20 protein-coding genes are annotated in these 24365 nt (G+C 33.6%); 6 read left to right on the top strand and 14 right to left on the bottom strand.

Going from position 1 to position 24365, the window contains the following annotated elements; translation table 11 throughout:
• The 3 genes from KO504_RS15390 to KO504_RS15380 all read right to left on the bottom strand — a co-directional run.
• Positions 1–829, bottom strand: an 829-nt coding sequence (locus tag KO504_RS15390; RefSeq protein WP_215928284.1) for a PorP/SprF family type IX secretion system membrane protein, incomplete at its 3' end; no start/stop codon positions are given.
• A gap of 26 nt (positions 830–855) precedes the next feature.
• On the bottom strand, positions 856–6294 hold the full coding sequence (locus KO504_RS15385) for a fibronectin type III domain-containing protein (RefSeq protein ID WP_215928283.1): 5439 nt from the start codon (positions 6292–6294) through the stop codon (positions 856–858).
• Positions 6295–6518: 224 nt separating this feature from the next.
• Positions 6519–7469, bottom strand: coding sequence for an endonuclease/exonuclease/phosphatase family protein (locus KO504_RS15380; protein WP_215928282.1), 951 nt, complete (start codon positions 7467–7469; stop codon positions 6519–6521).
• A 62-nt stretch (positions 7470–7531) separates the two neighbouring features.
• Between KO504_RS15380 and hflX the strand changes: the two genes are divergently transcribed.
• Both hflX and KO504_RS15370 read left to right on the top strand, forming a co-directional pair.
• On the top strand, positions 7532–8743 hold the full coding sequence (hflX, locus tag KO504_RS15375) for a GTPase HflX (RefSeq protein ID WP_215928281.1): 1212 nt from the start codon (positions 7532–7534) through the stop codon (positions 8741–8743).
• Positions 8744–8759: 16 nt separating this feature from the next.
• A complete protein-coding gene (locus KO504_RS15370; protein WP_215928280.1) occupies positions 8760–11030 on the top strand; it encodes a transglycosylase domain-containing protein in 2271 nt (756 codons plus the stop codon).
• A gap of 65 nt (positions 11031–11095) precedes the next feature.
• On the opposite strand, the gene KO504_RS15365 is transcribed toward KO504_RS15370, so the two are convergent.
• The 7 genes from KO504_RS15365 to KO504_RS15335 all read right to left on the bottom strand — a co-directional run bounded on the left by KO504_RS15365 (position 11096) and on the right by KO504_RS15335 (position 17456).
• A complete protein-coding gene (locus tag KO504_RS15365; RefSeq protein ID WP_215928278.1) occupies positions 11096–12007 on the bottom strand; it encodes a DUF3078 domain-containing protein in 912 nt (303 codons plus the stop codon).
• 143 nt (positions 12008–12150) lie between these two features.
• A complete protein-coding gene (locus KO504_RS15360) occupies positions 12151–12657 on the bottom strand; it encodes a DUF2480 family protein (protein WP_215928276.1) in 507 nt (168 codons plus the stop codon).
• 18 nt (positions 12658–12675) lie between these two features.
• Complete coding sequence (locus KO504_RS15355; RefSeq protein WP_215928274.1) at positions 12676–14511, bottom strand: ABC transporter ATP-binding protein; 1836 nt, start codon at positions 14509–14511, stop codon at positions 12676–12678.
• Positions 14512–14524: 13 nt separating this feature from the next.
• Positions 14525–14851, bottom strand: coding sequence for an iron-sulfur cluster assembly protein (locus tag KO504_RS15350; RefSeq protein WP_215928272.1), 327 nt, complete (start codon positions 14849–14851; stop codon positions 14525–14527).
• A 67-nt stretch (positions 14852–14918) separates the two neighbouring features.
• Positions 14919–15341, bottom strand: a complete 423-nt coding sequence (locus KO504_RS15345) for a SufE family protein (protein ID WP_215928271.1) — start codon at positions 15339–15341, stop codon at positions 14919–14921.
• A gap of 33 nt (positions 15342–15374) precedes the next feature.
• The gene (locus KO504_RS15340) at positions 15375–16196 is read right to left on the bottom strand and encodes an META domain-containing protein (protein ID WP_215928270.1); all 822 of its coding nucleotides are present in this window, start codon (positions 16194–16196) and stop codon (positions 15375–15377) included.
• Between the two features lie 45 nt (positions 16197–16241).
• Positions 16242–17456: an aminotransferase class V-fold PLP-dependent enzyme gene (locus KO504_RS15335; protein ID WP_215928269.1), complete on the bottom strand. Its 1215-nt coding sequence runs from the start codon at positions 17454–17456 to the stop codon at positions 16242–16244.
• Between the two features lie 123 nt (positions 17457–17579).
• Here KO504_RS15335 and KO504_RS15330 point away from each other — a divergent pair, with 123 nt between their 5' ends.
• Genes KO504_RS15330 through KO504_RS15315 form a run of 4 tightly spaced genes read left to right on the top strand, consistent with a single transcriptional unit; the run spans position 17580 to position 20177 of the window.
• The gene (locus tag KO504_RS15330) at positions 17580–17912 is read left to right on the top strand and encodes a PadR family transcriptional regulator (RefSeq protein ID WP_115817209.1); all 333 of its coding nucleotides are present in this window, start codon (positions 17580–17582) and stop codon (positions 17910–17912) included.
• A gap of 2 nt (positions 17913–17914) precedes the next feature.
• On the top strand, positions 17915–18343 hold the full coding sequence (locus KO504_RS15325) for a hypothetical protein (RefSeq protein ID WP_215928267.1): 429 nt from the start codon (positions 17915–17917) through the stop codon (positions 18341–18343).
• An 11-nt stretch (positions 18344–18354) separates the two neighbouring features.
• Positions 18355–18534, top strand: a complete 180-nt coding sequence (locus KO504_RS15320; protein ID WP_215928266.1) for a hypothetical protein — start codon at positions 18355–18357, stop codon at positions 18532–18534.
• Positions 18522–20177 carry a serine hydrolase domain-containing protein gene (locus tag KO504_RS15315; RefSeq protein ID WP_215928264.1) on the top strand — a complete coding sequence of 552 codons (1656 nt, stop codon included), beginning with the start codon at positions 18522–18524 and terminating at the stop codon, positions 20175–20177. The genes KO504_RS15320 and KO504_RS15315 overlap by 13 nt, the downstream gene beginning before the upstream one ends.
• Before the next feature lie 38 nt (positions 20178–20215).
• Here KO504_RS15315 and sufD read toward each other — a convergent pair whose 3' ends face one another.
• From sufD to sufB, 4 genes are all read right to left on the bottom strand, one after another.
• Complete coding sequence (gene sufD, locus KO504_RS15310; protein WP_215928263.1) at positions 20216–21529, bottom strand: Fe-S cluster assembly protein SufD; 1314 nt, start codon at positions 21527–21529, stop codon at positions 20216–20218.
• A gap of 150 nt (positions 21530–21679) precedes the next feature.
• On the bottom strand, positions 21680–22432 hold the full coding sequence (gene sufC, locus KO504_RS15305) for a Fe-S cluster assembly ATPase SufC (protein WP_215928261.1): 753 nt from the start codon (positions 22430–22432) through the stop codon (positions 21680–21682).
• A 4-nt stretch (positions 22433–22436) separates the two neighbouring features.
• A complete protein-coding gene (locus KO504_RS15300) occupies positions 22437–22844 on the bottom strand; it encodes a hypothetical protein (protein ID WP_215928259.1) in 408 nt (135 codons plus the stop codon).
• A 63-nt stretch (positions 22845–22907) separates the two neighbouring features.
• Positions 22908–24356: a Fe-S cluster assembly protein SufB gene (gene sufB / locus KO504_RS15295; RefSeq protein WP_215928258.1), complete on the bottom strand. Its 1449-nt coding sequence runs from the start codon at positions 24354–24356 to the stop codon at positions 22908–22910.
• Positions 24357–24365: the final 9 nt, after the last annotated feature.

Genomic DNA, 24365 nt, shown 5'->3' with positions numbered 1-24365 from the left:
GTGCATATGCTTTAATATCAGAAGATATAGCATCATACGCATAACCAATTCTTACAGCATCTGTAAGTGCAAAATTTACCAAACCAGAAAATGAATCGTCCAATCTATAAGACGCTCCTATTTCGAATTTCTTATAGAATCTCGCATTTACATTAACATCAAATGATGTAGGTGCATCAAAAGCAGATTTTACCATAAACGATGGTTTAAGTTCTGTATTTGGTGAAAGATCAAACACGTAACCACCAGTTAAGAAATAGTGCTGTGTTTCAGATCCTAGTTTAATACCATCTGCATCTAAGTGTACTGAAGACAGCATGTTAGGTACAGAAAGTGATAGGTAATATTTATTGGTGTAATAAAAGAATCCTGCACCGATATTAGGTGTTGTTGAATTGATGTCTTGTGAGAAAAAATCATCGCCTTCATCAATAACGTCTAAATCGGTTAAACCAATGTCGTGAAATGTAGCACCTGCTTTAACACCAAAAGCTAAACGGTGTTCGCCGCCTAAGTTTAAGGTGTATGAGACATCTACATAGGCATTAGTTTCTTTAACAGGTCCAATTTGATCTGCAATAACAGAGGCTCCTAATCCTAGATTATTACCTATGGGTGCATGCCCAAAGAAAGTACCAGTTTCTGGTCCGCCATCAATTTTTGTCCATTGATTTCTGTATAATAGTCCAAAAGAAAGATTTTCTCTAGAGCCTGCATAAGCAGGGTTTACTACATTCATATTATACATGTACTGCGTGTACTGAGGGTCTTGTTGTCCATGCATTTGCAATGCTAAAAGCAAAACCGCTATAATAGAGAGTTTTTTCATTATATTAAGTTAATTCTGTTAGTTGATTATCTGTTAATGTATACCCAGGCACTTTTTGATTTGGCACCACCTTCGTAAACTACGGTATAGAAGTATGTTCCTACAGGTAATTCATCACCATCATTGGTTTGACCATACCACTCATCTACATAATTATTTTTGCTATATACAAGCGTTCCGTTTCTATTAAATATTTCTAGTTTAGTAACATTGAAGCTACTTAAGTTGAAACTATCATTTAAGTCGTCTCCATTAGGTGAAATACCTTCTGGGAATATACATGACTCTAATTCAATAACTGTAGTTGCTACTGCTATTGAACATCCGCTATCATTAAATGTTATGGTTGCTTCATAAGTTCCAGCTAGTAATACGTTATTTAAACTTAAATTACTGCCGCTAAATGCCACACCATCTAAAGTCCAACTAACAGATACATCAGCATCTGTAAAGCCATCAGGCACTACTTCAATAGTAATAGGAACCGTTGCATTTGGACAAACTTCATATTCGATTAAAGGATCAAATGCTGCAACCGGTGGTAAGTTAACGGCAATATCAAGCGTTGTTGTTTCATAACAACCTGTTACAGAATTTTCAGCTCTGATATAAAGTGTTTCACTTTGCGTTGCATATGTCGTACTAGTTACATCACCATTGCCTGAATCAGCATCTTCCTGAGATGTATGATATGTTACTATGATGTCTGTATCCGTTGTAACTTCACTATTAAAGGTAGTTAAATCAATTTGTTCTTCACCATCTATCGTACCGTCCATATCATCGCAGAGAGCAAATGGTGCTGGTTGATTAATCGTTGGTCTTTCGTTAACAACCAAATCTACTTGCGATAAGTCAAAGCATCCAACTAAATCAGGATCGTTAGCAGCGTCAGTATCTTGTATTCTTATGATAAGAGTTTCTCCAGATGATACATAATCATTAGTTGAAGTTATTGCATTTATACCTTGATTGGCATCATTTACATCTGTGTAATAAGTTACTGTAAAACCATCTAGGTTTAGTGATGCTGTTAAGTCATCTAAATTGAATGACTCAGATCCATCTGCTTCAGGTCCGTCACATACTGTAATATTTTGAGGCGATACAGGGTCTGCATCGTCGTAAAAATTAATTTCAATGTAAGCAGAGAAGTAAGTTAAACTTTGATCACATATTCCTCCTAATACCTGAACTTGGTATGTACCAGATTCAGTTGCTGTTAATGTAGGTTCATCATAATTTTCTATTGGAAAACCATTATAATACCATAAATAAGAATCAACATTGTAAACCGTTGTTGCTTCTAAAAGCACACCAGTATCATAACCACAATAATTAAATACTTCATCTATTTGAGTTACATCTTCTATACTATCTTCAACAGGTGCTCCTTCCACGTTTAGTGTTACATCACAAACTACGTCACAATTTGTTCCGTCTGTAGGACCAGAATCTTGTACAAAAGTATAAGTACCAGATTGTTGAGAGTAGTTAGTTATTAAAAGAACATATACAGAGTTTGCAGGTACATCTGTAAGTGTAATTGTTTCAGAGGAAACAGCAGAAAAACTACAGTCGGCTATTGTTTCTGGTAATAACTCTACACAGCCACCTTGTTGGTCTACAAAAGGTCCCCATACTATAAAATCAATATCTAAACCAGTACCAGCAGCATTTGTTTGTTCTAAAGTAAATTCATAGTCACCTGGCTCATCAAAATTAATAGTATTCCATTGCGGATCTGGTTGAGAACCTAAACAATCGTAATCTATGTATGGTGGTGCTGTTTGGTCACCAACAACACTTTCGTATTCAATATCTGGGTCAGCACAGATAGGTAATGCGTCTAAACAATATGTTGGTAGTCCTATTGTTCCTATACAAAGATCGAACGTGCTTGTTTCAGGACTAGATCCAGCAGAGAAAATTCTAATGTAGTATGTTTCTCCAACGGTTAAAGCTGGTGTTATACTAAAGTCGTCAGCAGAACAATACAATTCAGTAAGAGTACCACAAGAACCTTCGTATACAGCATGGTCTATATTAAATGTTCCTCCAACTACGTTTTGTATTTCAATAATCTGCTGCTCTCCTAACGCTGTAAATTGAAACCAAACATCATCATTTGGTGTGCCACCACAACTTGCGCCTGGTACGCCAGATGGAGTCGCTGCTAAAATGGTACCTGAATTTACTTGATTACAAGATTCTCCAGCATTTACAACAGCTTCAATAGCACCTACACAATCATCGTTAACTGGTGGACATGCTAAAACATTGTATATATCACTGCTAATAACACAATTAGTGTCTTGCTCATTAGTTACAAATATTTTTACTGCATTTCCAAATGGGAAAGGACCGACTTGATAAGTGTCTACAGCAAATGCTTGTTCTGTTGTGTTATCATAATCATTAGAAATTTCTAGTGATGTAGCATCACCTAAATCTGTAATATTTACATCAATATAAAATTGATCATTTGCACAATCTGGAACTGTAGTGTAATTTGCTTCAGCAAGAGTACATAATAATTCCTGAACATTTACTGTGAAATCTAAAGTAATACCCCAAGTGCCAGTATAACAAGGATCTGGTACTAATTGACCAAAGTCAGCGCCAGCAATACGCATTCTATGTTCTCCTATTGGAGCTGTTAAAGGCATTACGAAAGATGCGTCATATAGTTGAGGATCGCCAATACCGTCAGTTGCCCCTTGGAAAACTAATTCTGTATCTTCAAAAATTAAATTATCATTAAAATCTATCCAAATGTTAGTGTCATATGTAAATCCATGGTCATATTCAATTTCTACCGTAGTGTCTAAACCTTGAAAAACATTCACCACTGTAGATGCGAAATTTTCATAGGTTAAGTCTCCTGCACTAGGGAAGGTTGTAATTCCAACAGTTACATTGTTTATACCATCACCATCATTACTAGATGGAACAGACTCACAATACCCAGTAAAGAATTCTAAAGGACCTGTCCAAGAACTTTCATCGCCAGGACCACATATAGCTTGTACGTAAAACTCATAGTAAGTGTCAGGTGTTAAGCTTGTTAGTGTAAAAGGGTTGGCTGTTACACCTGTTTCGGTAGTCCCAGTTCCTAATGCAAAGCCTTGCTCACCATATTCGATATTCCAAGATGTTGCTGCGCCATTTTCTACCCAGGCAACTTCAGTAGATGTTAAACTTAAGTTGTTTGCAGATAAATCTGATGGTTCTGGACATGAAGGGATATTTCTTACTTGAAAGTTATCTACAAAAACATCTACATCAACACCCGTATCATCTATTGCGCCATCTGTAGCGTAAATTGCGAACTGAACAGTTTGACCACTATACGCTGTTAAATTAACAACTGGATGAGCGCCAGTAATAGGAACAACAGATGTACTATCGTAAGTTACAAGTGTAATCCAAGTTGATCCTCCATCATTAGTCATTAATAATTGTACTAAATCATCAGATCCTAATGTTCCAGGATTAGTATCACTATTCCAATCCGTTATTCCAAAATCAAATTCTACTTGAAACGGACCACCTGTTAAATCAAAAAGAGGAGAAATAAGCCAGTCGCTTTTATTATTAAAAAACAGATTTATTTTGTAAGCACCATCATCGGCACCTATATTTAAAAACTCATCAGCAACCCATGAGCTGTTCCCTAAATCAGTAGGGCCCGTTGTAGGATCACCATTATCAGCTACCTCCCAACAATCTGGTGTAATTGTTGTAAAGTCTTGTAAATAATCTGGTACAAAAACATCACATAAGGTTGCGAATGCTAGGGGACCAGTCCAAGAACTGTAATCGGCAGGGCCACATACGGCTTGTACATAAAAATCGTAAGTTGTAATAGCATCTAATCCAGTGACTACATATGGGTTAGAAACATTCATTTCTGTAGGGGTACCTGTTGGTGCTGTACCTGTAGGTACAATTTCTATATTCCAATTTGCAGCTATTCCGCCTTCCGTCCAAGAAAACTCAGCTTCATTTGAAGTGATACCTGTTACGTTTAAGTCTTGAGGTTCAGGACATGTAGGTATGTTTCTTACCTGAAAGTTATCTACAAAAATATCATTATCAGCTGAATCAACTACAGTTCCACTAGTGGCATATATTGCAAATTGTACTATTTGACCACTATAAGCTGTTAAATTAATTACTGGGTGTACACCCGCAATAGGAATAACAGATGTATTGTCATAGGTTAATAAATTAACCCATGTTACCCCATTATCATTTGATATTAATAATTGTACAGTATCATCAGAACCTAATGTTCCTGCTACAGTAGAACTAAGCCATTCTGTAATTCCAAAATCAAATTCTACTTGAAAAGGACCTCCAGTTAAATCAAATTGAGGTGTTATAATCCAATCATTGAAACTAGCAAAAGTTGAACCGTATACATTTATATTATAAGAAGGGGTACCATTATTAAGAAAATTATCTGAATTCCATGAACTATTACCAAAATCGGTTGGACCAGAGGTTGGGTCACCTTCACTAGCCACTTCCCAACAATCAGGAATAATGGTTGTAAAGTTTTGCATGTAATCTGGAATAAAGATGTCACACAAAGTAGTGAATGTCACAGGTCCAGAGAAAGCACTCTGTTCAGTACCACAATCAGATTGAACGTATATATCATAACCAGTAACAGCGTTTAAACCTGTTACGGTATAAGGATTAGGTGCATTGGTCACGGTTGGTGTACCGGTAGGGGCAGTTCCAGATTCAACAATTTCAATATTCCAAACGGTTGATGTTCCATTTTCAGTCCATGATATAACAGCTTCATTTGCCGTTACACCTGTAACACTTATGTCAGTAGGGTTTGGACAAGCCTGAGTAATTCCCCCTAAAATAATATTTGGAATTGTGTCATCAATATTACTAGCCGTTGGCGGATCTGCAGGGTCTGGATTTGTACCATCGCTAAAATAAGATATTGTTCTGTTAGTAGCGACTTGAGAGTTGTAGAAGTCATCATTAAGTTCGTCATAACCCGCAGAATTTTCTTTTGTTGCAATTATTAAATTTCCTGTACCAGCATAATTAAATGGAGTGTCTAATGTTAGTGTTACCCAACCTTCTGTTCCGGCTGTAACAGTAATGCCTCCAGCATATACTTCTGTAAAAGAAGCTAGGGGTTCCCAGTCTGTTGTTGATGCAAATTCTGTTTTCGCAACTTCAGCCATATAGATTGTTAAATCTTGACTAGATGGTAAAGCAGAGGTTCCACTATAATACCATTGGATATCAGTGATAGTTCCACTAGCATTAATTTCAGAAGCCAAATAGATAGTTTGCGCATAAGAATACCCAAAATACGGCTCAAAAGGCGCATTCTCAGTCTGCAAATTACCAGCTCCTATAGTCACTTGTGCATTAACTTGAAAAAGTATAGTGAAAAGTGCAAATAGTAGTAAAGTACTTTTTTTCATTATTAATAGGTTTATTAAAATTATTTAATGACCTTATAACCACTTGGTTATGGAAGGCTTTGCTGTGTTTCTAAAATAATGTGTTGTAATTGTGCATTGTTGACGTTGGTTGGACGTTTTAAACTATGCGAACTCGAATATATAAAAAATGGCTATTAACAAGATGTTAACAATGGTATAATAGATTAACTACCGTAATAATCGATAAATGGTTTAGCTATTTTTCATGAAGGCTTTAATTGAATATAAATAGGGAAATGATCGCTGTAACCTCCTTTATATTTGTTGCCTACAAACGTCCTAAATGGTTGTCCTTTGTACTTGCCTTCGTATTGAGTAAGAAACTTACTATTAAATACTTGTGCGTCTTTAAAATCTAAGTTAGAATTATTGGTGTCAAAGAAATTAGTTGAGAATAAAATTTGATCAAATAAATTCCACTGAAACCTGTGATTTAAACTGCCGTTATCACGAGACCAAACTGTTTTAAAAGGATTGTAAAGCTTACTTTCTTCCTCTAGTAATATCAGACTTTTGCAATTGGGATTATCATTAAAATCTCCCATAACAATAATTTTGGTGTTTGGGTCTTCTTTTTTTAGTGTTTCAATAACAGAATTTACGACTTTTGCTGCTGCTATACGTTTAAATTCAGTTTCTTTAGTGCCTTCTCTGCGTGAAGACCAATGGTTAACTATAATGTTGATGTTTTCATTATTTAGTTGGCCTTTTACAAGTAGAATGTCTCTAGTATAGTCTTGGTATCCCATATCGTTTTGAAGATAAACCGAAAAGGTTTCAGAGTAGTCAACTTTAAAAACATCAGGTTTATATAGTAGAGCCACATCAATCCCTCTTTCATCTAAAGAGTCGAAATGTACAAAGCTGTAATTTTCATCAACTAAATTTTTGCTATTTACTAGGTCTGAAAGTACCTTTTGGTTTTCTACTTCGGCCAAACCAACAATAATTGGTGCATTTCTTGTATTTTCTTCACCTATTTTAGAAATTACGGTTCCAAGTTTTAAAATTTTTTTTTGATAACGTTTTGGAGTCCATCGTTTTAATGAGTTGGGTAAGAAATCATTGTCATGAATTAATGGGTCGTTAGTTGTGTCGAATAAATTTTCAACATTATAGAATGCTATTGTGTAAATTTCAGAATTATTGTTCATGGCAATAAATATAGGTTTTTAAAATATTATTAAGAATAATCCATTTGCTTAACTTTGTACTTATGATAGAGAAAAAAAATATTGCTTTAGAGAAGGTTGTACTTATTGGTGTAATAACTCAAAATCAAGATGAAGAGAAGTCTAAAGAATATTTAGACGAGTTGGAATTTTTAACCTTTACGGCTGGTGGTGAAGTTATAAAACGCTACACCCAAAAAATGGCATTGCCAAACCCTAAAACGTTTATAGGTACAGGTAAGATGGAGGATGTAAGGCAGTTTGTAGAAGCAAATGATATTGGAACTGTAATTTTTGATGACGAATTATCGCCAGCACAAGAACGTAACATCAGTAAAATTCTTAACTGTAAGATTCTAGACAGAACCAACTTAATCTTAGATATTTTTGCGCAACGTGCACAAACCAGTTATGCAAGAACGCAAGTAGAATTAGCACAATGCGAATATTTACTACCAAGATTAAAAGGTATGTGGACGCACCTTGAAAGACAAAAAGGTGGTATAGGAATGCGTGGGCCAGGTGAAACAGAAATAGAAACAGATAGACGTATTGTACGTGATAAAATAGCCTTGCTTAAAGCTAAAATAAAAACGATTGATAAACAAATGGCCGTTCAGCGAGGTAATCGAGGGAAAATGGTCCGTGTGGCTTTAGTTGGATACACAAATGTGGGGAAATCTACGTTGATGAACGTAATTAGTAAAAGTGATGTATTTGCAGAAAATAAACTATTTGCTACCCTAGATACTACGGTTAGAAAAGTGGTTATTGGAAACCTTCCGTTTTTAGTTAGTGATACAGTTGGTTTTATTAGAAAATTACCGACGCAACTCGTAGATTCCTTTAAAAGTACGTTGGATGAAGTTAGAGAAGCAGATTTATTGCTTCATGTTGTAGATATTTCTCATTCTAATTTTGAAGAGCACATTGATTCTGTAAATCAGATTTTAGACGAAATTGAAAGTAAAGACAAGCCAACTATTATGGTCTTTAATAAAATTGATGCTTATGAGGCAGAACCTTTTGATGATGATAATTTAGTTGATGAGCGTACTAAAGCTAACTATACGATTGAAGAATGGAAAAAGACATGGATGTCTAGAGTTGGAGATAATGCCTTATTTATTTCTGCTTTAAACAAAGAGAATATGGAGGAATTTAGAAAACGGGTTTATAAAGAAGTAAGAGAAGTTCATGTCACACGTTTTCCGTACAATCATTTCCTATATCCAGACGTTGAAGATATAGAATAAATAACATTCCTTATATATGAGTTTTTTTCTGCCACGTTTTAAAACTGGGATAAAAAAAGCATTAAAAAATAAATGGATAAAATGGATAGCTCTAATAGTAGCTGTTGTTTTGGTATTTCTTTTTGGGCTTTACATGAGCATATATGCAGGATTATTAGGAAAACTACCAACATTAAAAGACGTCGGATCTATAAAGCAAGAACAAGCCACACAACTTTTAGATAAAGATCAGAAATTAATAGGCAAATATTATATCTACGACAGACAACCTGTAACGTTTGAAGATTTACCGAAACATCTTATAGATGCTTTAGTTGCAACCGAAGATTCTAGATTTTACGAGCACGATGGGATAGATAATATTAGCTTGATGCGCGTATTTATTAAAAATTTAATTCTTCAAGATAAGTCAGCAGGAGGCGGAAGTACCATAACGCTTCAATTGGCAAAAAATCTTTATGGTAGAAAGAATTATGCTTTCTTTAGTATGCTTATTAATAAGTTTAAAGAGTCTATAGTTGCAAAACGCATAGAAGAAGTTTATTCTAAAGAAGAAATATTAACGTTATACCTTAATACGGTTCCTTTTTCTGATAATACTTATGGTATAGAAAGTGCATCACGTAAATTTTTCAACAAATCAGTACAGGATATTTCTATAAATGAAGCGGCTACTTTGGTTGGTACTTTAAAAGCAAATACGTATTACAATCCGAGGCTATATCCAGAACGCTGTAAAGGTAGAAGAAATGTGGTGTTAAGTCAGATGGTAAATTATAATTACCTGTCGCAAGATTCGTTAAAATACTATTCAAATCAAGACTTAAAATTAGAGTACCGTTCCTTTAATCACGATTTGGGTTTAGCTCCTTATTTTAGAGCCGAAGTAAAAAAGCAATTAGAATCTATTTTAGACACTTTAAAAACGTCAGAAGGAGAAAAATATAACCTTTATAAGGATGGATTAATTGTTCACACGACTTTAGATTACAAAATGCAAGCATTGGCAGAAGCTGCTATGAAAGCACATATCAGTATGCTTCAGGCAGATTTTGAAAAATCTTATGGGAAAAACGCTCCTTGGGAAACCAATAAAAACCTGATAGAAAGTGCCATTAAAAAGTTGCCTCAAGTGAAGATTTATAAGGATCATGGTTTAACCGATGCCCAAATAAAAGATTCATTGCAGATTAAAAAGCCTATTGATTTATTTAGTTGGAATGGGGATACTATTAAAACATTATCTACAATAGATAGTTTAAAGTATTATTTGAAGTTTTTAAACACAGGAATGTTGTCTGTAGAGCCAACCACTGGTGCCATTAGAACTTACATTGGAGGTATAGATTACAGGTATTTTAAATACGATCATATTTCACAAAGTGAACGTCAAGTAGGCTCTACGTTTAAACCTTTTGTCTATACAGCTGCTGTAGAGAATGGATTAGATCCATGTACTTATTTTTCATTAAATAAAGTCACTTATACAAATTATGATAACTGGACACCGAGTAATTCTGGTCATTCTGATGAAGATCCTTATATAAATTACACTTTAGAAAAGGCATTAAGCAATTCTGTTAATACTATTTCTGTTAAGGTTCTAGAAAACGTTGGTATTCCAAAGGTTTTAAAACAAGTTGAAAAATTAGGTATTTCAAAAGCACTACCAAATGAACCTTCTTTAGCCTTAGGTGTTGCAGAGATAAGTTTGAAGGATTTAACAGGTGCATACGCAAGTTATTTAAACAAAGGTAAAGCGGTAAGCCCTTATTATATCACTAAAATTGAAGATCAATTTGGAAACGTTATAGCTGCATTTGAACCAGAACTATCTCAAAAAGAAGCTTATAGTGATTATACTAGGCAAGTGCTTTTAGAAATGATGAAATCTACGGTTAATAAAGGCACAGCTTCTAGATTGAAAACCGTGTATGGATTAAGAAATGAAATTGCTGGAAAAACAGGAACCACCCAAGATAATAAAGATGGCTGGTTTGTTGGTTTAACACCAAACTTGGTAACAGTTACTTGGGTTGGTAACGATAATCATTCTATAGGATTTAAGTCCACAGCATTGGGACAAGGAGCTAATTCAGCTTTACCCATATTTGCTAAATTTTATCAAAAGCTAAATGCAGATAGTAATTTTAAGTCCGTCACTAATGCGAGTTTCGAAAAACCATCACAACAAGTTTTAGATGATTTGAATTGTGAATCTACAAAACGGGACAATTTTATTAAACGCTTGTTTAAGAAGAAAGAGAAAAAGAAAACGTTTAATTAGAAGCATAAAAAAAACCTGTCTAGATTTAAATCTAAACAGGTTTTTTAATTTATATTTTTTTAGTCTTAAAACTTGTAGCTTAAACCAACTGTATAATACGATTGTAGTTTATTATCAGCATCTTTTAAGTCTACAGCTTGGTAATTAGCCGCTTCTTGTTTGTTGCTTCTTAAGGCAAAGTCAAAACCAACACCAATCATTTTCCATAGTGTGTAGCTAAATGAGTTAGTCCAAGTAAAGTTAGATAAGTCGCTATCTTTATAACTTTGGAATGTAGAGAAGTTAGATTTAAAGTTAATAGCTCCAATTTGTCTAGTATAATCAGCCACAATCTTAGCACCTGCAGAAGATTCAAAAGCAGCATCATTATCAGCAAATACAAAGTTGTAGTTTAGAGGGTGAATTACGACTATTAGATTATTAATAGGAGTCCAAGTAGCACCAACACCAAGATCTAAAAATCCAGGATCATTAAAGTTATCTAAAAGTGTCGTTCTGTATTCTGCTAAACCAGAAATAGCCCATTTTTCGTTTAATTTACGACCGTACAATGATGAAATATTAAAAACATCTGATGTAGGTTCAAAATTATCGCTATCATCTTCTGTGTCTTTGTTATCTAATTTTACCCAAGCAAGGTTAGTGTTAAGCGAGTTTCTCCAAAAATATTTGTCTTCAATTTTATTCGCGTAAGCATTAAAAGTGATTCCAATATTTCCTGTTATATTATTTGGTGCAGCTTGAGAATACCAATCGTTAAAGTTAGATAGGTTTCCACCAATAGTACCAAAAGCACCAACTCTCCAACCTGGTAAAGCATCTATTTGCGCTTGTAAAGCATTAGCTTCGCTTTGAAATTTATCTGCTTCAGCTTGTTTTTCAGCTTTTTGCGTTTGTAATTCTTCTTTTGTTTGTGCAAAAGTGATAGTAGTTACAGCAAACAATAGGATAAGGGAAAGAAATAATTTCTTGTTCATAATGGATTAAATTTATTAAGTAATAATTGTTTTAAAAATTTGAATTTGCAAATATAGGGTTTATTGATTTTTGGTTATATTTTTTTTCGATAAAACCCCTATTATTAAGACACTCATACTTAATAAAAGTCACATTAAAATACTTATTTTTTTTTGAATAATGGAACAGAAGAACAAGCCTCACCAAACATAATAGATTTAGCTATAGGTTTTAATTTTTGTGAAAGTAGTACTAAAGCGTTAGAAGGCACTGGCTTATGCGAGCATCCCTTTATAATTACAGGTGCATCTTTAAATTCTGAAACCTCTAAATTAGAAATGATTTCACTATACAAAATAGATTCTAAGTCTTCTAAGGTGCCTATAATTGATAATCTAGAATAGGGGTGTAGTTCTATTGAAATTAACATATAAGCCCAGTCAGGTACAATAGCGTCTGTTGAACAATGCAGAGCGACATAACAATCTTGATACTGCGACCAATCATGTTCTGAAACAGATATTCTAAACTCTTTTTCTCTAAGCACCAAACCTTCTAGTAGCCAATCTTTAATATCAAAAAGAATACGATTGCCTTTTGGGTAGTAATCCTCTAGGTCAACGACTTTTAATTTGCTATTAGCAACTCTATTAATAATCTCTTTTGCCATATTGTAAAGGTAATTATTTTACTGATAGCCTTCGGCTTGTAGTGAGAACAATTCAGAGTACAAGTTTTTATTTGTCATAAGTTCTTCGTGTGTTCCTATTTCTAATACTTTTCCGTGTTCTAGTACTAAGATTCTGTTGGCTTGGCGAACAGTGCTAAAACGATGCGAAATAATAATACTTGTTTTGCCTTCTGTTAAACCTATAAAACGTCCAAATACTTCACTTTCTGCTCTAGCATCTAATGCAGACGTGGGTTCGTCTAAAATCATAACTTCAGCATTTTTCATATACGCTCTTGCTAATGCTACTTTTTGCCATTGTCCACCTGAAAGTTCTTGTCCATTAGAAAATCGTTTGCCTAATTGCTGATTGTAGCCATGTTTTAACTCGGCAATTACATCGTTGGCCAAACTTAATTCTGCGGCATTTTCAATTTTAGATTGGTTTTCTAATTCGTCAATATTTCCAATAGCTATATTTTCTCTCACTGTAAATTCATATCTAAAGAAATCCTGAAATATAACACCAAAATATTTTTGATATTCAGCAATATTAAAACGGTTAATATTGATGCCATCCAATAGGATTTCACCTGATGTAGGTTCGTAGAATCGTAATAGTAGTTTTATTAACGTCGTTTTTCCTGCACCATTCTGACCAACAAAAGCTAATTTTTCTCCGGCTTTAAGATTAAAACTTATGCCTTTTAAAATTTCTACTTCAGAATTTGGATACGCAAAATGGACATCTTTAAACTCAAAGCCTTTCGTAATATGTTTTGGCAGCGGGATATTCTCTTTTACTTTTGAAACAATTGAAATGTCTATAAAATCAAAATAATCTTTAAGGTATAAGGCGCTTTCTGAAATTCGAGTAAATTTTGAAAAGAAATCTTGAAGGTTTCGCATTAAGCGATTAAAAGAACCGGATAAAAATGTTAATTCACCAAGTGTTATTGCTCCCGATAGTACACGATAAATAATAAATACATAAGCTCCATAATAACTTAAAGAGCCTAATACATTAAACAGGAACCCTAAAGCAGATCGTTTAATGGCTAATGTTTTGTTGAGTTGGTAATACTCTTCAGAAAGGTTTTTAAAGCGATTGACCACAAAATCAGTTAAGCCAAAAAGTTTAATTTCTTTAGCGGTTTTGTCGTTTGCTCCAATAAAACGTAAATAATCCAATTCGCGTCGTTCAGAAGTCCAGCTTCGAGCCAAAGAATATTGTCGTTGGCTATAGCGTACTTCGTTTATAAACGAAGGAATTATACTTAAAACAAGAAGAATAATTAGGTAAGGTTCAAAATAAATTAAACCAGCGATAAGTGTGGTGATGGAAATGGCGCTTTGTGCTTGTCCAAGTACGTTAGACATTAACGCAACTCTACCTGTAGTTTGCGTTCTGGCACGTTCTAGTTTATCGTAAAATTCTGAGTCTTCGAGTAAACTAATGTTAATTTGATTGGTTTTTTTTATGATGGTGACAGAAGTTGCAATATTATATTCGTCACCAAGTAAACCATCAGTTAATGAAATAGCTCTACTTATTAAATCTGAAAGAATAATTAAGCCAAACTCAACGGCAACATAGGTCCACAGTGTGTAATATTCTGGATTATCAAGTGAAATTTGTAATATAATTTCATCAATAATTAATTTACCAATCCATAAAATAACAACAGGGAGTAAGGCACCAATAAGCCTACAAAAAGCGGATAATAAGAAGAGGCTTTTGTTGACTTTCCAAATTTCTTTGAAAAATCGAGGAATATAGATTAAAGCATTAAAAGACGATTTAATGTTTGTTTTTTGATCGTCTTTTAATGATGTGGGTTTGTGTCTTGGCATTTAGAAATTTAGGTTATAGCATCCCAAGTTCTAACTTCGCTTCTTCGCTCATTAAGTCTTGAGACCAAGGTGGATCAAAAGTGATTTCTACTTCGGCGTTTTTAACTTCGTTGATAGATTTTACTTTTTCTTCAACCTCTAAAGGTAATGTTTCTGCTACAGGACAGTTAGGTGTTGTTAAGGTCATTAGAATTTTTACTTCTAAATCTTCGTTTACAAAAACGTCGTAGATTAATCCTAATTCGTAGATGTCTACAGGGATTTCAGGATCGTAAATCGTTTTTATAACTCTTAGTATTTTTTCCCCTAACATTGCTGTATCTATAGTTGTGTCGCTCATAATTTAGTTGTTTTGTTGTTAAATAGGTGTGTTAATTGTACCTGTAAAAGATTCAGTAGTAACCCATTTAATTTAATTGTGTTTGGTACGCAATAGCATATAATTTTAGTTGTTTTATCATACTCACTAAGCCATTGGCTCTAGTTGGTGATAAATGTTCTTTTAATCCTATTTTATCAATAAAATCAGTATTGGCTTCAATAATAGCTGTAGGATGCTGATTAGAAAAAGCTCTAATTAATATTGCAATAATGCCTTTTGTAATAATAGCATCACTATCTGCTGTAAAGTTTATCTTATCACCTTCTAAATTAGCATGAACCCATACTTTACTTTGGCAACCTTTTATTATGTTGTCTTCCGTTTTGTATTTTTCATCAATTAAAGGCAAGTCTTTTCCTAGGTCAATCATGTATTGGTAGCGTTCTTCCCAATCTTCAAACATAGAAAACTCATCTATAATTTCATTTTGTACTTCTTCAATAGTCATAGTCTCATTCTTTTGTGCAAAATTACAAAATCGTTAGTTTTTAACGGTGTTTTCTTTAATGGATAACACTTTATTAACTAAAGCTTTTACAGATTCAGGTGGATTTCCATGGTCAAAAGCTGGTGTCATATATTGAACATCACCAAGTATTATAGCTAAAGTAGCGAGAGGAGCTCCATCGTATTGATGCTTTGTAGACGGAGGAACTAAATTATGAATGGTTTCAACTTCTACAGCTTCAATCAATTTGTTTAAAGCCTTCCAGTCTTCAGGGTCTGTATTAAATTTATCTATTTTCTGAAGATTTTGATCTTTTGAAATTAATAGTTTTGTTTTTGAAATCGTGATGTAGTTAAAAGAGCCTCTCGCTACAGTTTGATATTTAACAGTAGTATTGTCTTCGTAGTTTACAGTAGCACTTCTTTTAGATGCGGTAATGCTATTTGTTCCTTTGAAAACAACAGTGTTATTTGAATAGAACGAAATTTCATTGTCTTGTGTTGAAAATGAAGTCACTGAATTCAAGGTTTTTAAGAGTTGGTTTTCAATATCCATTATTGGGTTAGGACATAATTTTCTTGATGAACCAATACTACCAAAAGATATTGTATTATTTTCTATTGAATAATTCCCGAAGAAGCTATTACAACCTGCAAATCCTGCGACTTTATTATTGGTGTCGTCAAAATTAATTACAATTTTATTTGAAGAAACATCTGTATCTCCAAGTTGTGTTATGTTGTAGGTTCCAGAAATTGGTTCTTGCATTTTTTTACTATTTTCTATTGCTTTCTTAGACGAATCACAAGAATTTAATGTGGCTAAAAGCATAAATAAACTAACTAAAATTTTCATCTGTAAACTATTTTATACTGTAAGATACATATTTGATGCCAAAGTCTAAGATAACATCATTATTGCCTTTTTAAGCGCCACAATAAATGCGTCAATTTCTTCTTTGGTGTTATAAAACATAAAAGAAGCTCTTATGGTGCCTGGAATTTTATAAAAGTCCATAATAGGTTGTGCGCAATGATGACCTGTGCGTACTGCGATGCCCATTTTGTCCAAAATGGTTCCAATATCATAAGGGTGAATAGTGCCAACATTAAAAGATATTACAGAGGTTTTCTCCTTTGCTGTGCCGTAAATTTTTAAACCTTCAATTTTAAGTAACTGTTCTGTTCCGTAGTCTAAAAGTTCATTTTCGTATTTGGCAATATTTTCGAAGCCTATAGTATTCATGTAATCTAATGCAGCTCCAAAGGCTATGCCTCCACAGATGTTTGGTGTACCAGCTTCAAATTTGTGAGGTAAACCTGCATAAGTTGTTTTTTCAAATGACACTTCTGCAATCATTTCGCCTCCTCCTTGGTAAGGTGGTAATTTATTAAGCCATTCTTCTTTTCCGTAAAGCATCCCAACACCTGTTGGTCCACACATTTTGTGGGCAGAACACACATAGAAATCAACATCTAACGCTTGAACGTCTGGTTTTAAATGTGGGCAAGATTGTGCGCCATCAACTAAAACAGCAGCGCCAACAGCATGAGCTTTTTCTATAATATATTCAATAGGATTTATGGTGCCAAGAGCATTTGAAATATGGTTTACAAAAACCAATTTCGTGTGTTCGTTTAAAAGCGCATCATAGTCCGAAAGGATTAATTCTCCATTTTCATTCATAGGAATGACTTTTAAACTGGCTCCTGAGCGTTCACAAAGCATTTGCCATGGCACAATATTACTGTGGTGCTCTAAAGCAGAAACAATAATTTCATCTCCTTTTTTTAAGAGTGAAGAAAATCCGTTAGCAACTAAATTAATACTGTGCGTTGTACCAGCAGTATAAATGATTTCGTAACTGTGTTTGGCATTAAAATGCTTCTGAATTTTTAGTCGTGCTTGCTCATAAGCATCCGTTGCTTCCTGGCTTAAACTATGCACGCCTCTATGAATATTTGCATTGTAATTGCTGTAATAATCTACAATAACATCAATGACTTGCTGAGGTGTTTGCGAAGTTGCAGCATTATCGAAATATATGAGTGGTTTCCCATTAACCGTTCTGTTGAGAATGGGGAAGTCTTTTCTTATTTTTTGTACGTCTAACATGGGCTTAATTCCTAGTTACAAAGATACAACGCATTGTTCTTAAAGAAAAACTTATAATTAGTCATTAAAATATTTAATACACATTTTATTAGGATACATTTATATAAAATGTATATTTGTGATATGTATAGTAAAGAATTAACAAAAGGAACATTGCAACCTATCATTTTAAAACTTATAAATGAAAAGGGTAGAATGTATGGTTACGAGATTACACAAGAAGTGAAAACGATGACTTCAGGAAAAATAGATATTTCGGAAGGTGCATTATATCCCATTTTACATAAGCTTGAAGCGAAAAAAGTTTTAGAAACTGAAAAAGTTTTTATTGGCAAGCGTGTTCGGAAATATTATAAAGTCACTAAAGAAGGGAAGAAAATGGTAGAGACTGTTACTGAAGAAATCAATGATTTTATTGAGACCTTAAATTTAATTTTTAATCCAAAACCGATATAATCATGGAATTATCAGAAAAGCATATCGCCTTTATTGAAAACAATTTAACCTTATATGGTGTTAAAAATAAAGATTTAAGAGAGGATTTACTAGACCATATCTGTACATATATAGAGCATCAAAATTCTGATGATTTTAATGCATTATATCAACAAGCGTTGCAGAAATTTGGTGGGTATTCTAGTTTTCAGAATTTACAATTAGAAACGAATTATCAAAAGTTCGCTAAGCAACTTATGACATTCAATAAGTTGAAATTCTCTGCAGGCTTCATGGTTATTTTATTGTTGGTGGTTAGTTTAGTTTTTCAAATGATGCAATGGCCTTATGCTAATGCTTGGTTACTTGGTGCTATTGTCATTGTAGTGTTAGTAATACTACCAGTTCATTTTTACGCGAGCTATAAAAAATCTATTCACAAATTTTCTTAAATCGTTTTATCATGAAGAAATCATTTTACATCGTCGGATTTATTACTTTTTTTATTCTCGGAATTGGTGCTATGTTCGAGTTTTTGACTTGGCCATACAGAGGAATCATTGTTTTTATTGGCTTTCTATTTCTTAATTTCGGACTTATTCCAACCTATTTCTATCAAAAATATAAGCAATGTTCAATTTAAGAAGCGCGTGCTTATTGATTGGTGTGCTTGTCTTTTTAAGTTCAAAAGCACAAACAAATGCAAATCTAAAAATTGATGAATTGTTAGCAACATATGTTTCTAATGATGCGCCAGGATTGAGCGTAAAGGTGATTAATCAAGGGCAATCTATCTATTCTAAAGGTTTTGGGCTTTCTAGTTTAGATTATAACATTAAGAATTCTGATTCTACCGTTTTTAGTTTAGCATCCATTGCCAAACAATTTACAGCTTCGGCTATTTGGGCTTTGGCAAATGATGGTAAAATCAATTTAGATGATGATATTAGAATGTATCTGCCAGAATTTCCAAAGTACGAAGAAACCATTAGAATAAAGCATTTACTGAACCACACAAGTGGTATTCGTAATTATATGACATTAATGTACTTGGCAGGTTTTGATTATGATACTCAATATTACGATAATAATACGGTTTTAGATTTAGCTATTAAACAGAAAAATTTAAACCATTTAGTTGGCGAAAAAGTGAGCTATTCTAATACCAATTATAACTTATTGGCTATTATTATTGAGCGTATTTCAGGGCAAAATCTGAATAAGTATTTGAAACAGAAAATTTTGAATCCTTTAAAAATGAATTCAACTTTTGTAAGAGTTGAACATGGAAAACCCATTAGTAATAAAGCGGTTGGTTATCAAAAACATCGAGATGGTTACAGTTTTTATACAAATGACCAATTGAGTTATGGTGCAGGAAGCATGGGGTCTTCAGTAAATGATATGGCTATTTGGATGCAAATGCTGAATGACCAGATTTTAGAATTTAAATCTTTAGCGGAATTTTTAAAAACGACTGAAACTCTAATTTCAGGAAAGAATGCGAAATACGCACGAGGATTAATGTTAGATAATTATAAAGGTTATGAAACTGAAAATCACAGTGGATTTGGTTTTGGTGGACGTTCGCAATTAATTACAGTTCCAGAAAAGCAAATAGGTATTATAGTTCTAACGAATTCACAAGGGATAGATGCTCCAAGAATAGCGTATCAAATTTTAGATATTTTGATAAAAAATGACGAAAGAATTAAAAATGAAAAGGAAGAGGAAATGGTATTCAAGGCACAAAATTTAAAAGAATTTATTGGCGAATACAAAGAAATTAATAGTGATATGACTATGAAAATATTTGTAGAAAATGACACACTAAAATCAGTTGGCTCTATGGGAAGAACTGCTGCTGCTCTTGTGCAATATGAACAAAATAAGTTTCATAGATCTCAAAGTCAAAGTGTGAAATACGATTTTACACCTTCAGTATCTCATGATATGATTATTTCATTTGGTGGAACACCATTTTATTTTGAACAGGCTAACTTTATTGATGCTGAATCCGTTGAAGTCTCAGATTTTATAGGTAATTTTTATTCTGAAGAATTGGATGTTGTTTATCGTTTTTTTGAAGAAGACGCAATGCTTAAATTAACTTATGCAGAAAAGGAAAACGTAAATTTACATCCTGTTCAGTTAAATCAATTTGGAAATAATGATAGAACGCTTTATCATTTTATAAAAGGTAAAAATGACACCATTACAGGTATGCTTTTATCTTGTGATGGCACTGTAAAAGAGATTGTATTTAAAAGAGAAAAGGATCGCTAAATAGCAATCCTTTTTTTAATTATATTTTTTGGTGAAACTTATAAGTCAAACCCAATATTTACACCTAATTTCTTAGCGATAATCTTAGTAATTCTGTTTTTAAGTTCTGGTATTTTAACCGAATCCATAACGTTATTACTAAAAGCAAACATTAGCAATGCTCTTGCTTCTTTTTCTGGAATTCCTCTAGAGCGTAAATAAAACATAGCGCTTTCATCTAATTGACCAATTGTACAACCGTGAGAACATTTTACGTCATCCGCAAAAATCTCTAATTGAGGTTTGGTGTTGATGGTAGCCTTGTCGCTCATTAAAACATTGTTGTTGGCTTGGAATGCATTGGTTTTCTGCGCTAGTTTTTCAACAACAACTTTACCATTAAAAACTCCTGTTGAGCTATCGTTAAAAATACCTTTATAATCTTGATGACTTTCGCAATTTGGTTCAATATGATGTACTAATGTGTTGTGGTCTACATGTTGTTTGTTACCAATGATGGTAATACCTTTCATGGTAGAATCAATGCGTTCACCGTTTTGGTAAAAGTTAAGATTATTTCTAGTTAATTTTCCGCCAAAAGAAAAGGTATGTACTTTGGCTAAGCTTTCTTGTTTTTGATTAACAAATGTATTGTCTATTAAAGAGGCGTTTTCTTTATCGTTTTGTATCTTGTAATAATCTACAATAGCGCGTTTGTTTGTGAAAATCTCCGTAACAGAATTTGTTAAAACAGGATTGTCTGTCAAACTCTGATGACGTTCTATGATTTGAACATGTGCATTTTCGTTTACTACAATTAAGTTACGAGGTTGTAACATTACGGCAGCTTCACTTCCTGTTGAAAAATGAATGATCTGAATAGGCTTATCAACGACTTTATTCTTAGGAATGTTAATATACGCTCCTTCACTTGAAAAGGCAGTATTTAAGGAAGACAAACTATCTTTTGCAGCAATTTTATTGAAATAATTATCAATAATAACTTTATATTTTGGTTTTGTTAAGGCTGCAGACATTAGGCAGACATCTAAACCGTCATGTGTAGTTTGTGATAAATGCGATGCGTATTTGCCATCGATAAAGATGATTTTATAAGCATCAATTTCGTGAATAAAATATTTTTTTACATCATTAAATTCTAGCTTGTTTTCATGTTTAGGAAACACGCTATAATCGTGCTTTAAAACCGAATTCAAGGATGTGTATTTCCAGTTTTCTAATCGTTTAGTAGGAAACCCTTCAGCTTCAAAAGTCTTTATGGCTTCAGTACGAATGTCATGTATTGACGAGTGCACATCAACGGTGTCCTCAAAGGCCATAAATGACGATACTAATTTTTCTTTTAAACTCATTTTTTTAAGTCTTCAGTAATAAGTCCTCAGTCGGCAGTTCGCTCAATGGCAACTATAACTGTGAAATTAATACTTGATTTAATGTTTTTGCTACAAATGGTCACATTTGAGTAAGTTACTACTTACTGGTGGCTGACCACTGTCCACTAATTAAGCGTTAACCTCTTCTTTAATCCAATCGTAACCTTTAGCTTCTAGCTCGTGTGCTAATTCTTTTCCTCCAGATTTTACAATTTTACCATTGTATAAAACATGAACAAAATCGGGTACAATATGATCTAATAAACGTTGGTAGTGTGTAATGACAATAACAGCGTTGTCTTTAGATTTTAATTTGTTTACACCATTGGCAACAATACGAAGGGCATCGATATCTAGACCAGAATCAGTTTCGTCTAAGATGGCTAATTTTGGTTCTAACATGGCCATTTGAAAAATCTCGTTACGTTTCTTTTCTCCACCAGAAAATCCTTCATTTAGAGAACGCGATAAGAACTTACGGTCTATTTCTAAAAGCTCAGATTTTTCACGAATCATTTTTAACATGTCTTTAGCAGGCATGTCGTCTAAGCCTTTAGCTTTACGTGTCTCGTTAATTGCTGTTTTCATAAAGTTAGTGACACTAACTCCAGGAATTTCAACAGGGTATTGAAATGATAAAAACACCCCTTTATGAGCACGTTCTTCGGCGGCTAATTCTTCTATATCTTCATTGTCTAGTAAAATGTTACCTTCGGTAACTTCGTACTCTTCTTTACCAGCAATTACAGAAGCCAAAGTACTTTTACCTGAGCCATTAGGGCCCATTATAGCGTGAACTTCTCCTGCTTTAACTTCTAAATTTATACCTTTTAATATGGCTTTGTCTTCTATACTTGCGTGCAAGTTATTAATCTTTAACATAGTCTTAATTTGCTAATTTTATAACGTCTTTTGATTCTGGATTAGGTGTATCTACCTTTAATATTTCTTTTATTTCTACTCTGTATTGCCAGCCTTCTTCGTCTTTAGGCTTTTCAAATTTTCTAACACGTACGGTAACCGGAACCATATCAGTAGCTTCTTTTTTAAATGGCTTTACTTGTTGTTCTAAAAGCTGTAGGTTTTCATCGATAACGACACCGTAAATTTCTGATGGTGTTTGTAAAACAGCTGCATCTGCATAATAGACGAAGTCGCCTTTAAGGGTTATAAATCCATCGTTTTGGTCGTAAGATTTTGAACGATTTTCTTCTAAGTCAACAGCTTGTTTTGTTTCGTTTTTACAAGCGAACATTACTAAAGCTAGAATAATGATAAGATTGATTTTTTTCATTTCGAAAATTTTATACTCTAAGGAATTTATCAGTACTCAGAGTGTGATGACATATTATTTTAATTATCCTACAGAACCTTCTAAACTTATTTCTAATAGTTTTTGAGCTTCCACAGCAAATTCCATTGGTAATTTATTTAAGACTTCTTTACTAAAACCATTTACTATTAGGGCAATGGCTTTTTCGGTATCAATACCTCTTTGGTTACAGTAAAATATTTGGTCTTCTCCAATTTTACTTGTGGTGGCTTCGTGCTCAATCATGGCACTTTTGTTTTTTGCTTCTATATATGGGAAAGTGTGTGCGCCACATTCATTTCCCATTAATAAACTGTCACATTGAGAAAAATTACGTGCATTATCTGCACGAGACCCAACCTGTACTAGTCCACGATATGAGTTTTGAGATTTACCAGCAGAAATTCCTTTAGATATAATCGTTGATTTTGTGTTTTTACCTAAATGAATCATTTTGGTACCAGTATCTGCTTGCTGATAATTATTTGTTACTGCAATGGAGTAAAATTCGCCTACAGAATTATCTCCTTTTAATACACAACTTGGGTATTTCCAAGTTACAGCAGAACCAGTTTCAACTTGTGTCCAAGAGATTTTAGCGTTTTTCTCACAAAGCCCTCTTTTAGTTACGAAATTGTAAACACCACCTTTGCCTTCGGAAGTTCCTGGGAACCAGTTTTGTACTGTAGAGTATTTTATTTCGGCATCATCTAGTGCAATTAATTCTACAACGGCAGCGTGCAATTGGTTTTCGTCTCTACTTGGTGCTGTACAACCTTCTAAATACGATACGTAACTTCCTTCGTCTGCAATGACTAAGGTTCTTTCAAATTGTCCAGTTCCTGCCTGATTAATTCTAAAATAGGTAGATAATTCCATTGGGCAACGAACGCCTTTTGGAATATAACAGAATGACCCATCGCTAAATACAGCACTATTTAATGCTGCATAAAAATTATCTTTTTGAGGTACAACAGTACCAAGGTATTTCTTTACTAATTCAGGATGCTCCTTTATGGCTTCAGATATGCTCATAAAGATGATGCCTTTTTCACCTAAGGTCTTTTTAAATGTTGTTGCAACAGAAACAGAATCTACAACAATATCCATAGCAATATTGTTCATCTTTTTTTGTTCATCAACAGATATTCCTAGCTTTTTATACATTGCTAAAAGATCCGGATCTACGTCGTCTAATGTTTTATTAGGATCTACAGCAACAGGTGCTGAATAATATGCAATAGATTGAAAATCGGGTTTTTGGTAATGTACATTTGCCCATTCCGGCTCAGTCATTTCTTTCCAAGCTTTAAAAGCTTCAAGTCTCCATTCTGTCATCCATTCTGGCTCTTCTTTTTTCTTTGAAATAGCGCGAATGATGTCTTCATTTAATCCAATAGGAAATGTTTCAGATTCAATATCTGTATAAAAACCATATTCATACTCTTTGGTTTTTAATTCTTCTCTAAGATCGTCTTCTGTGTATTTTGACATGTGTGTTTT

Origin of the sequence: Winogradskyella psychrotolerans (assembly GCF_018860565.1) — a bacterium.
Classification (GTDB): domain Bacteria; phylum Bacteroidota; class Bacteroidia; order Flavobacteriales; family Flavobacteriaceae; genus Winogradskyella; species Winogradskyella damuponensis.
Note: the sequence above shows the minus strand (reverse complement) of the source record. Positions and strands in the feature narration are given on the sequence as shown.

Coding starts and splice junctions, on each gene's coding strand:
- KO504_RS15385 (WP_215928283.1), bottom strand. CDS start 6,294: ATGAAAAAAAGTACTTTACTACTATTTGCACTTTTCACTATACTTTTT.
- KO504_RS15380 (WP_215928282.1), bottom strand. CDS start 7,469: ATGAACAATAATTCTGAAATTTACACAATAGCATTCTATAATGTTGAA.
- hflX (WP_215928281.1), top strand. CDS start 7,532: ATGATAGAGAAAAAAAATATTGCTTTAGAGAAGGTTGTACTTATTGGT.
- KO504_RS15370 (WP_215928280.1), top strand. CDS start 8,760: ATGAGTTTTTTTCTGCCACGTTTTAAAACTGGGATAAAAAAAGCATTA.
- KO504_RS15365 (WP_215928278.1), bottom strand. CDS start 12,007: ATGAACAAGAAATTATTTCTTTCCCTTATCCTATTGTTTGCTGTAACT.
- KO504_RS15360 (WP_215928276.1), bottom strand. CDS start 12,657: ATGGCAAAAGAGATTATTAATAGAGTTGCTAATAGCAAATTAAAAGTC.
- KO504_RS15355 (WP_215928274.1), bottom strand. CDS start 14,511: ATGCCAAGACACAAACCCACATCATTAAAAGACGATCAAAAAACAAAC.
- KO504_RS15350 (WP_215928272.1), bottom strand. CDS start 14,851: ATGAGCGACACAACTATAGATACAGCAATGTTAGGGGAAAAAATACTA.
- KO504_RS15345 (WP_215928271.1), bottom strand. CDS start 15,341: ATGACTATTGAAGAAGTACAAAATGAAATTATAGATGAGTTTTCTATG.
- KO504_RS15340 (WP_215928270.1), bottom strand. CDS start 16,196: ATGAAAATTTTAGTTAGTTTATTTATGCTTTTAGCCACATTAAATTCT.
- KO504_RS15335 (WP_215928269.1), bottom strand. CDS start 17,456: ATGTTAGACGTACAAAAAATAAGAAAAGACTTCCCCATTCTCAACAGA.
- KO504_RS15330 (WP_115817209.1), top strand. CDS start 17,580: ATGTATAGTAAAGAATTAACAAAAGGAACATTGCAACCTATCATTTTA.
- KO504_RS15325 (WP_215928267.1), top strand. CDS start 17,915: ATGGAATTATCAGAAAAGCATATCGCCTTTATTGAAAACAATTTAACC.
- KO504_RS15320 (WP_215928266.1), top strand. CDS start 18,355: ATGAAGAAATCATTTTACATCGTCGGATTTATTACTTTTTTTATTCTC.
- KO504_RS15315 (WP_215928264.1), top strand. CDS start 18,522: ATGTTCAATTTAAGAAGCGCGTGCTTATTGATTGGTGTGCTTGTCTTT.
- sufD (WP_215928263.1), bottom strand. CDS start 21,529: ATGAGTTTAAAAGAAAAATTAGTATCGTCATTTATGGCCTTTGAGGAC.
- sufC (WP_215928261.1), bottom strand. CDS start 22,432: ATGTTAAAGATTAATAACTTGCACGCAAGTATAGAAGACAAAGCCATA.
- KO504_RS15300 (WP_215928259.1), bottom strand. CDS start 22,844: ATGAAAAAAATCAATCTTATCATTATTCTAGCTTTAGTAATGTTCGCT.
- sufB (WP_215928258.1), bottom strand. CDS start 24,356: ATGTCAAAATACACAGAAGACGATCTTAGAGAAGAATTAAAAACCAAA.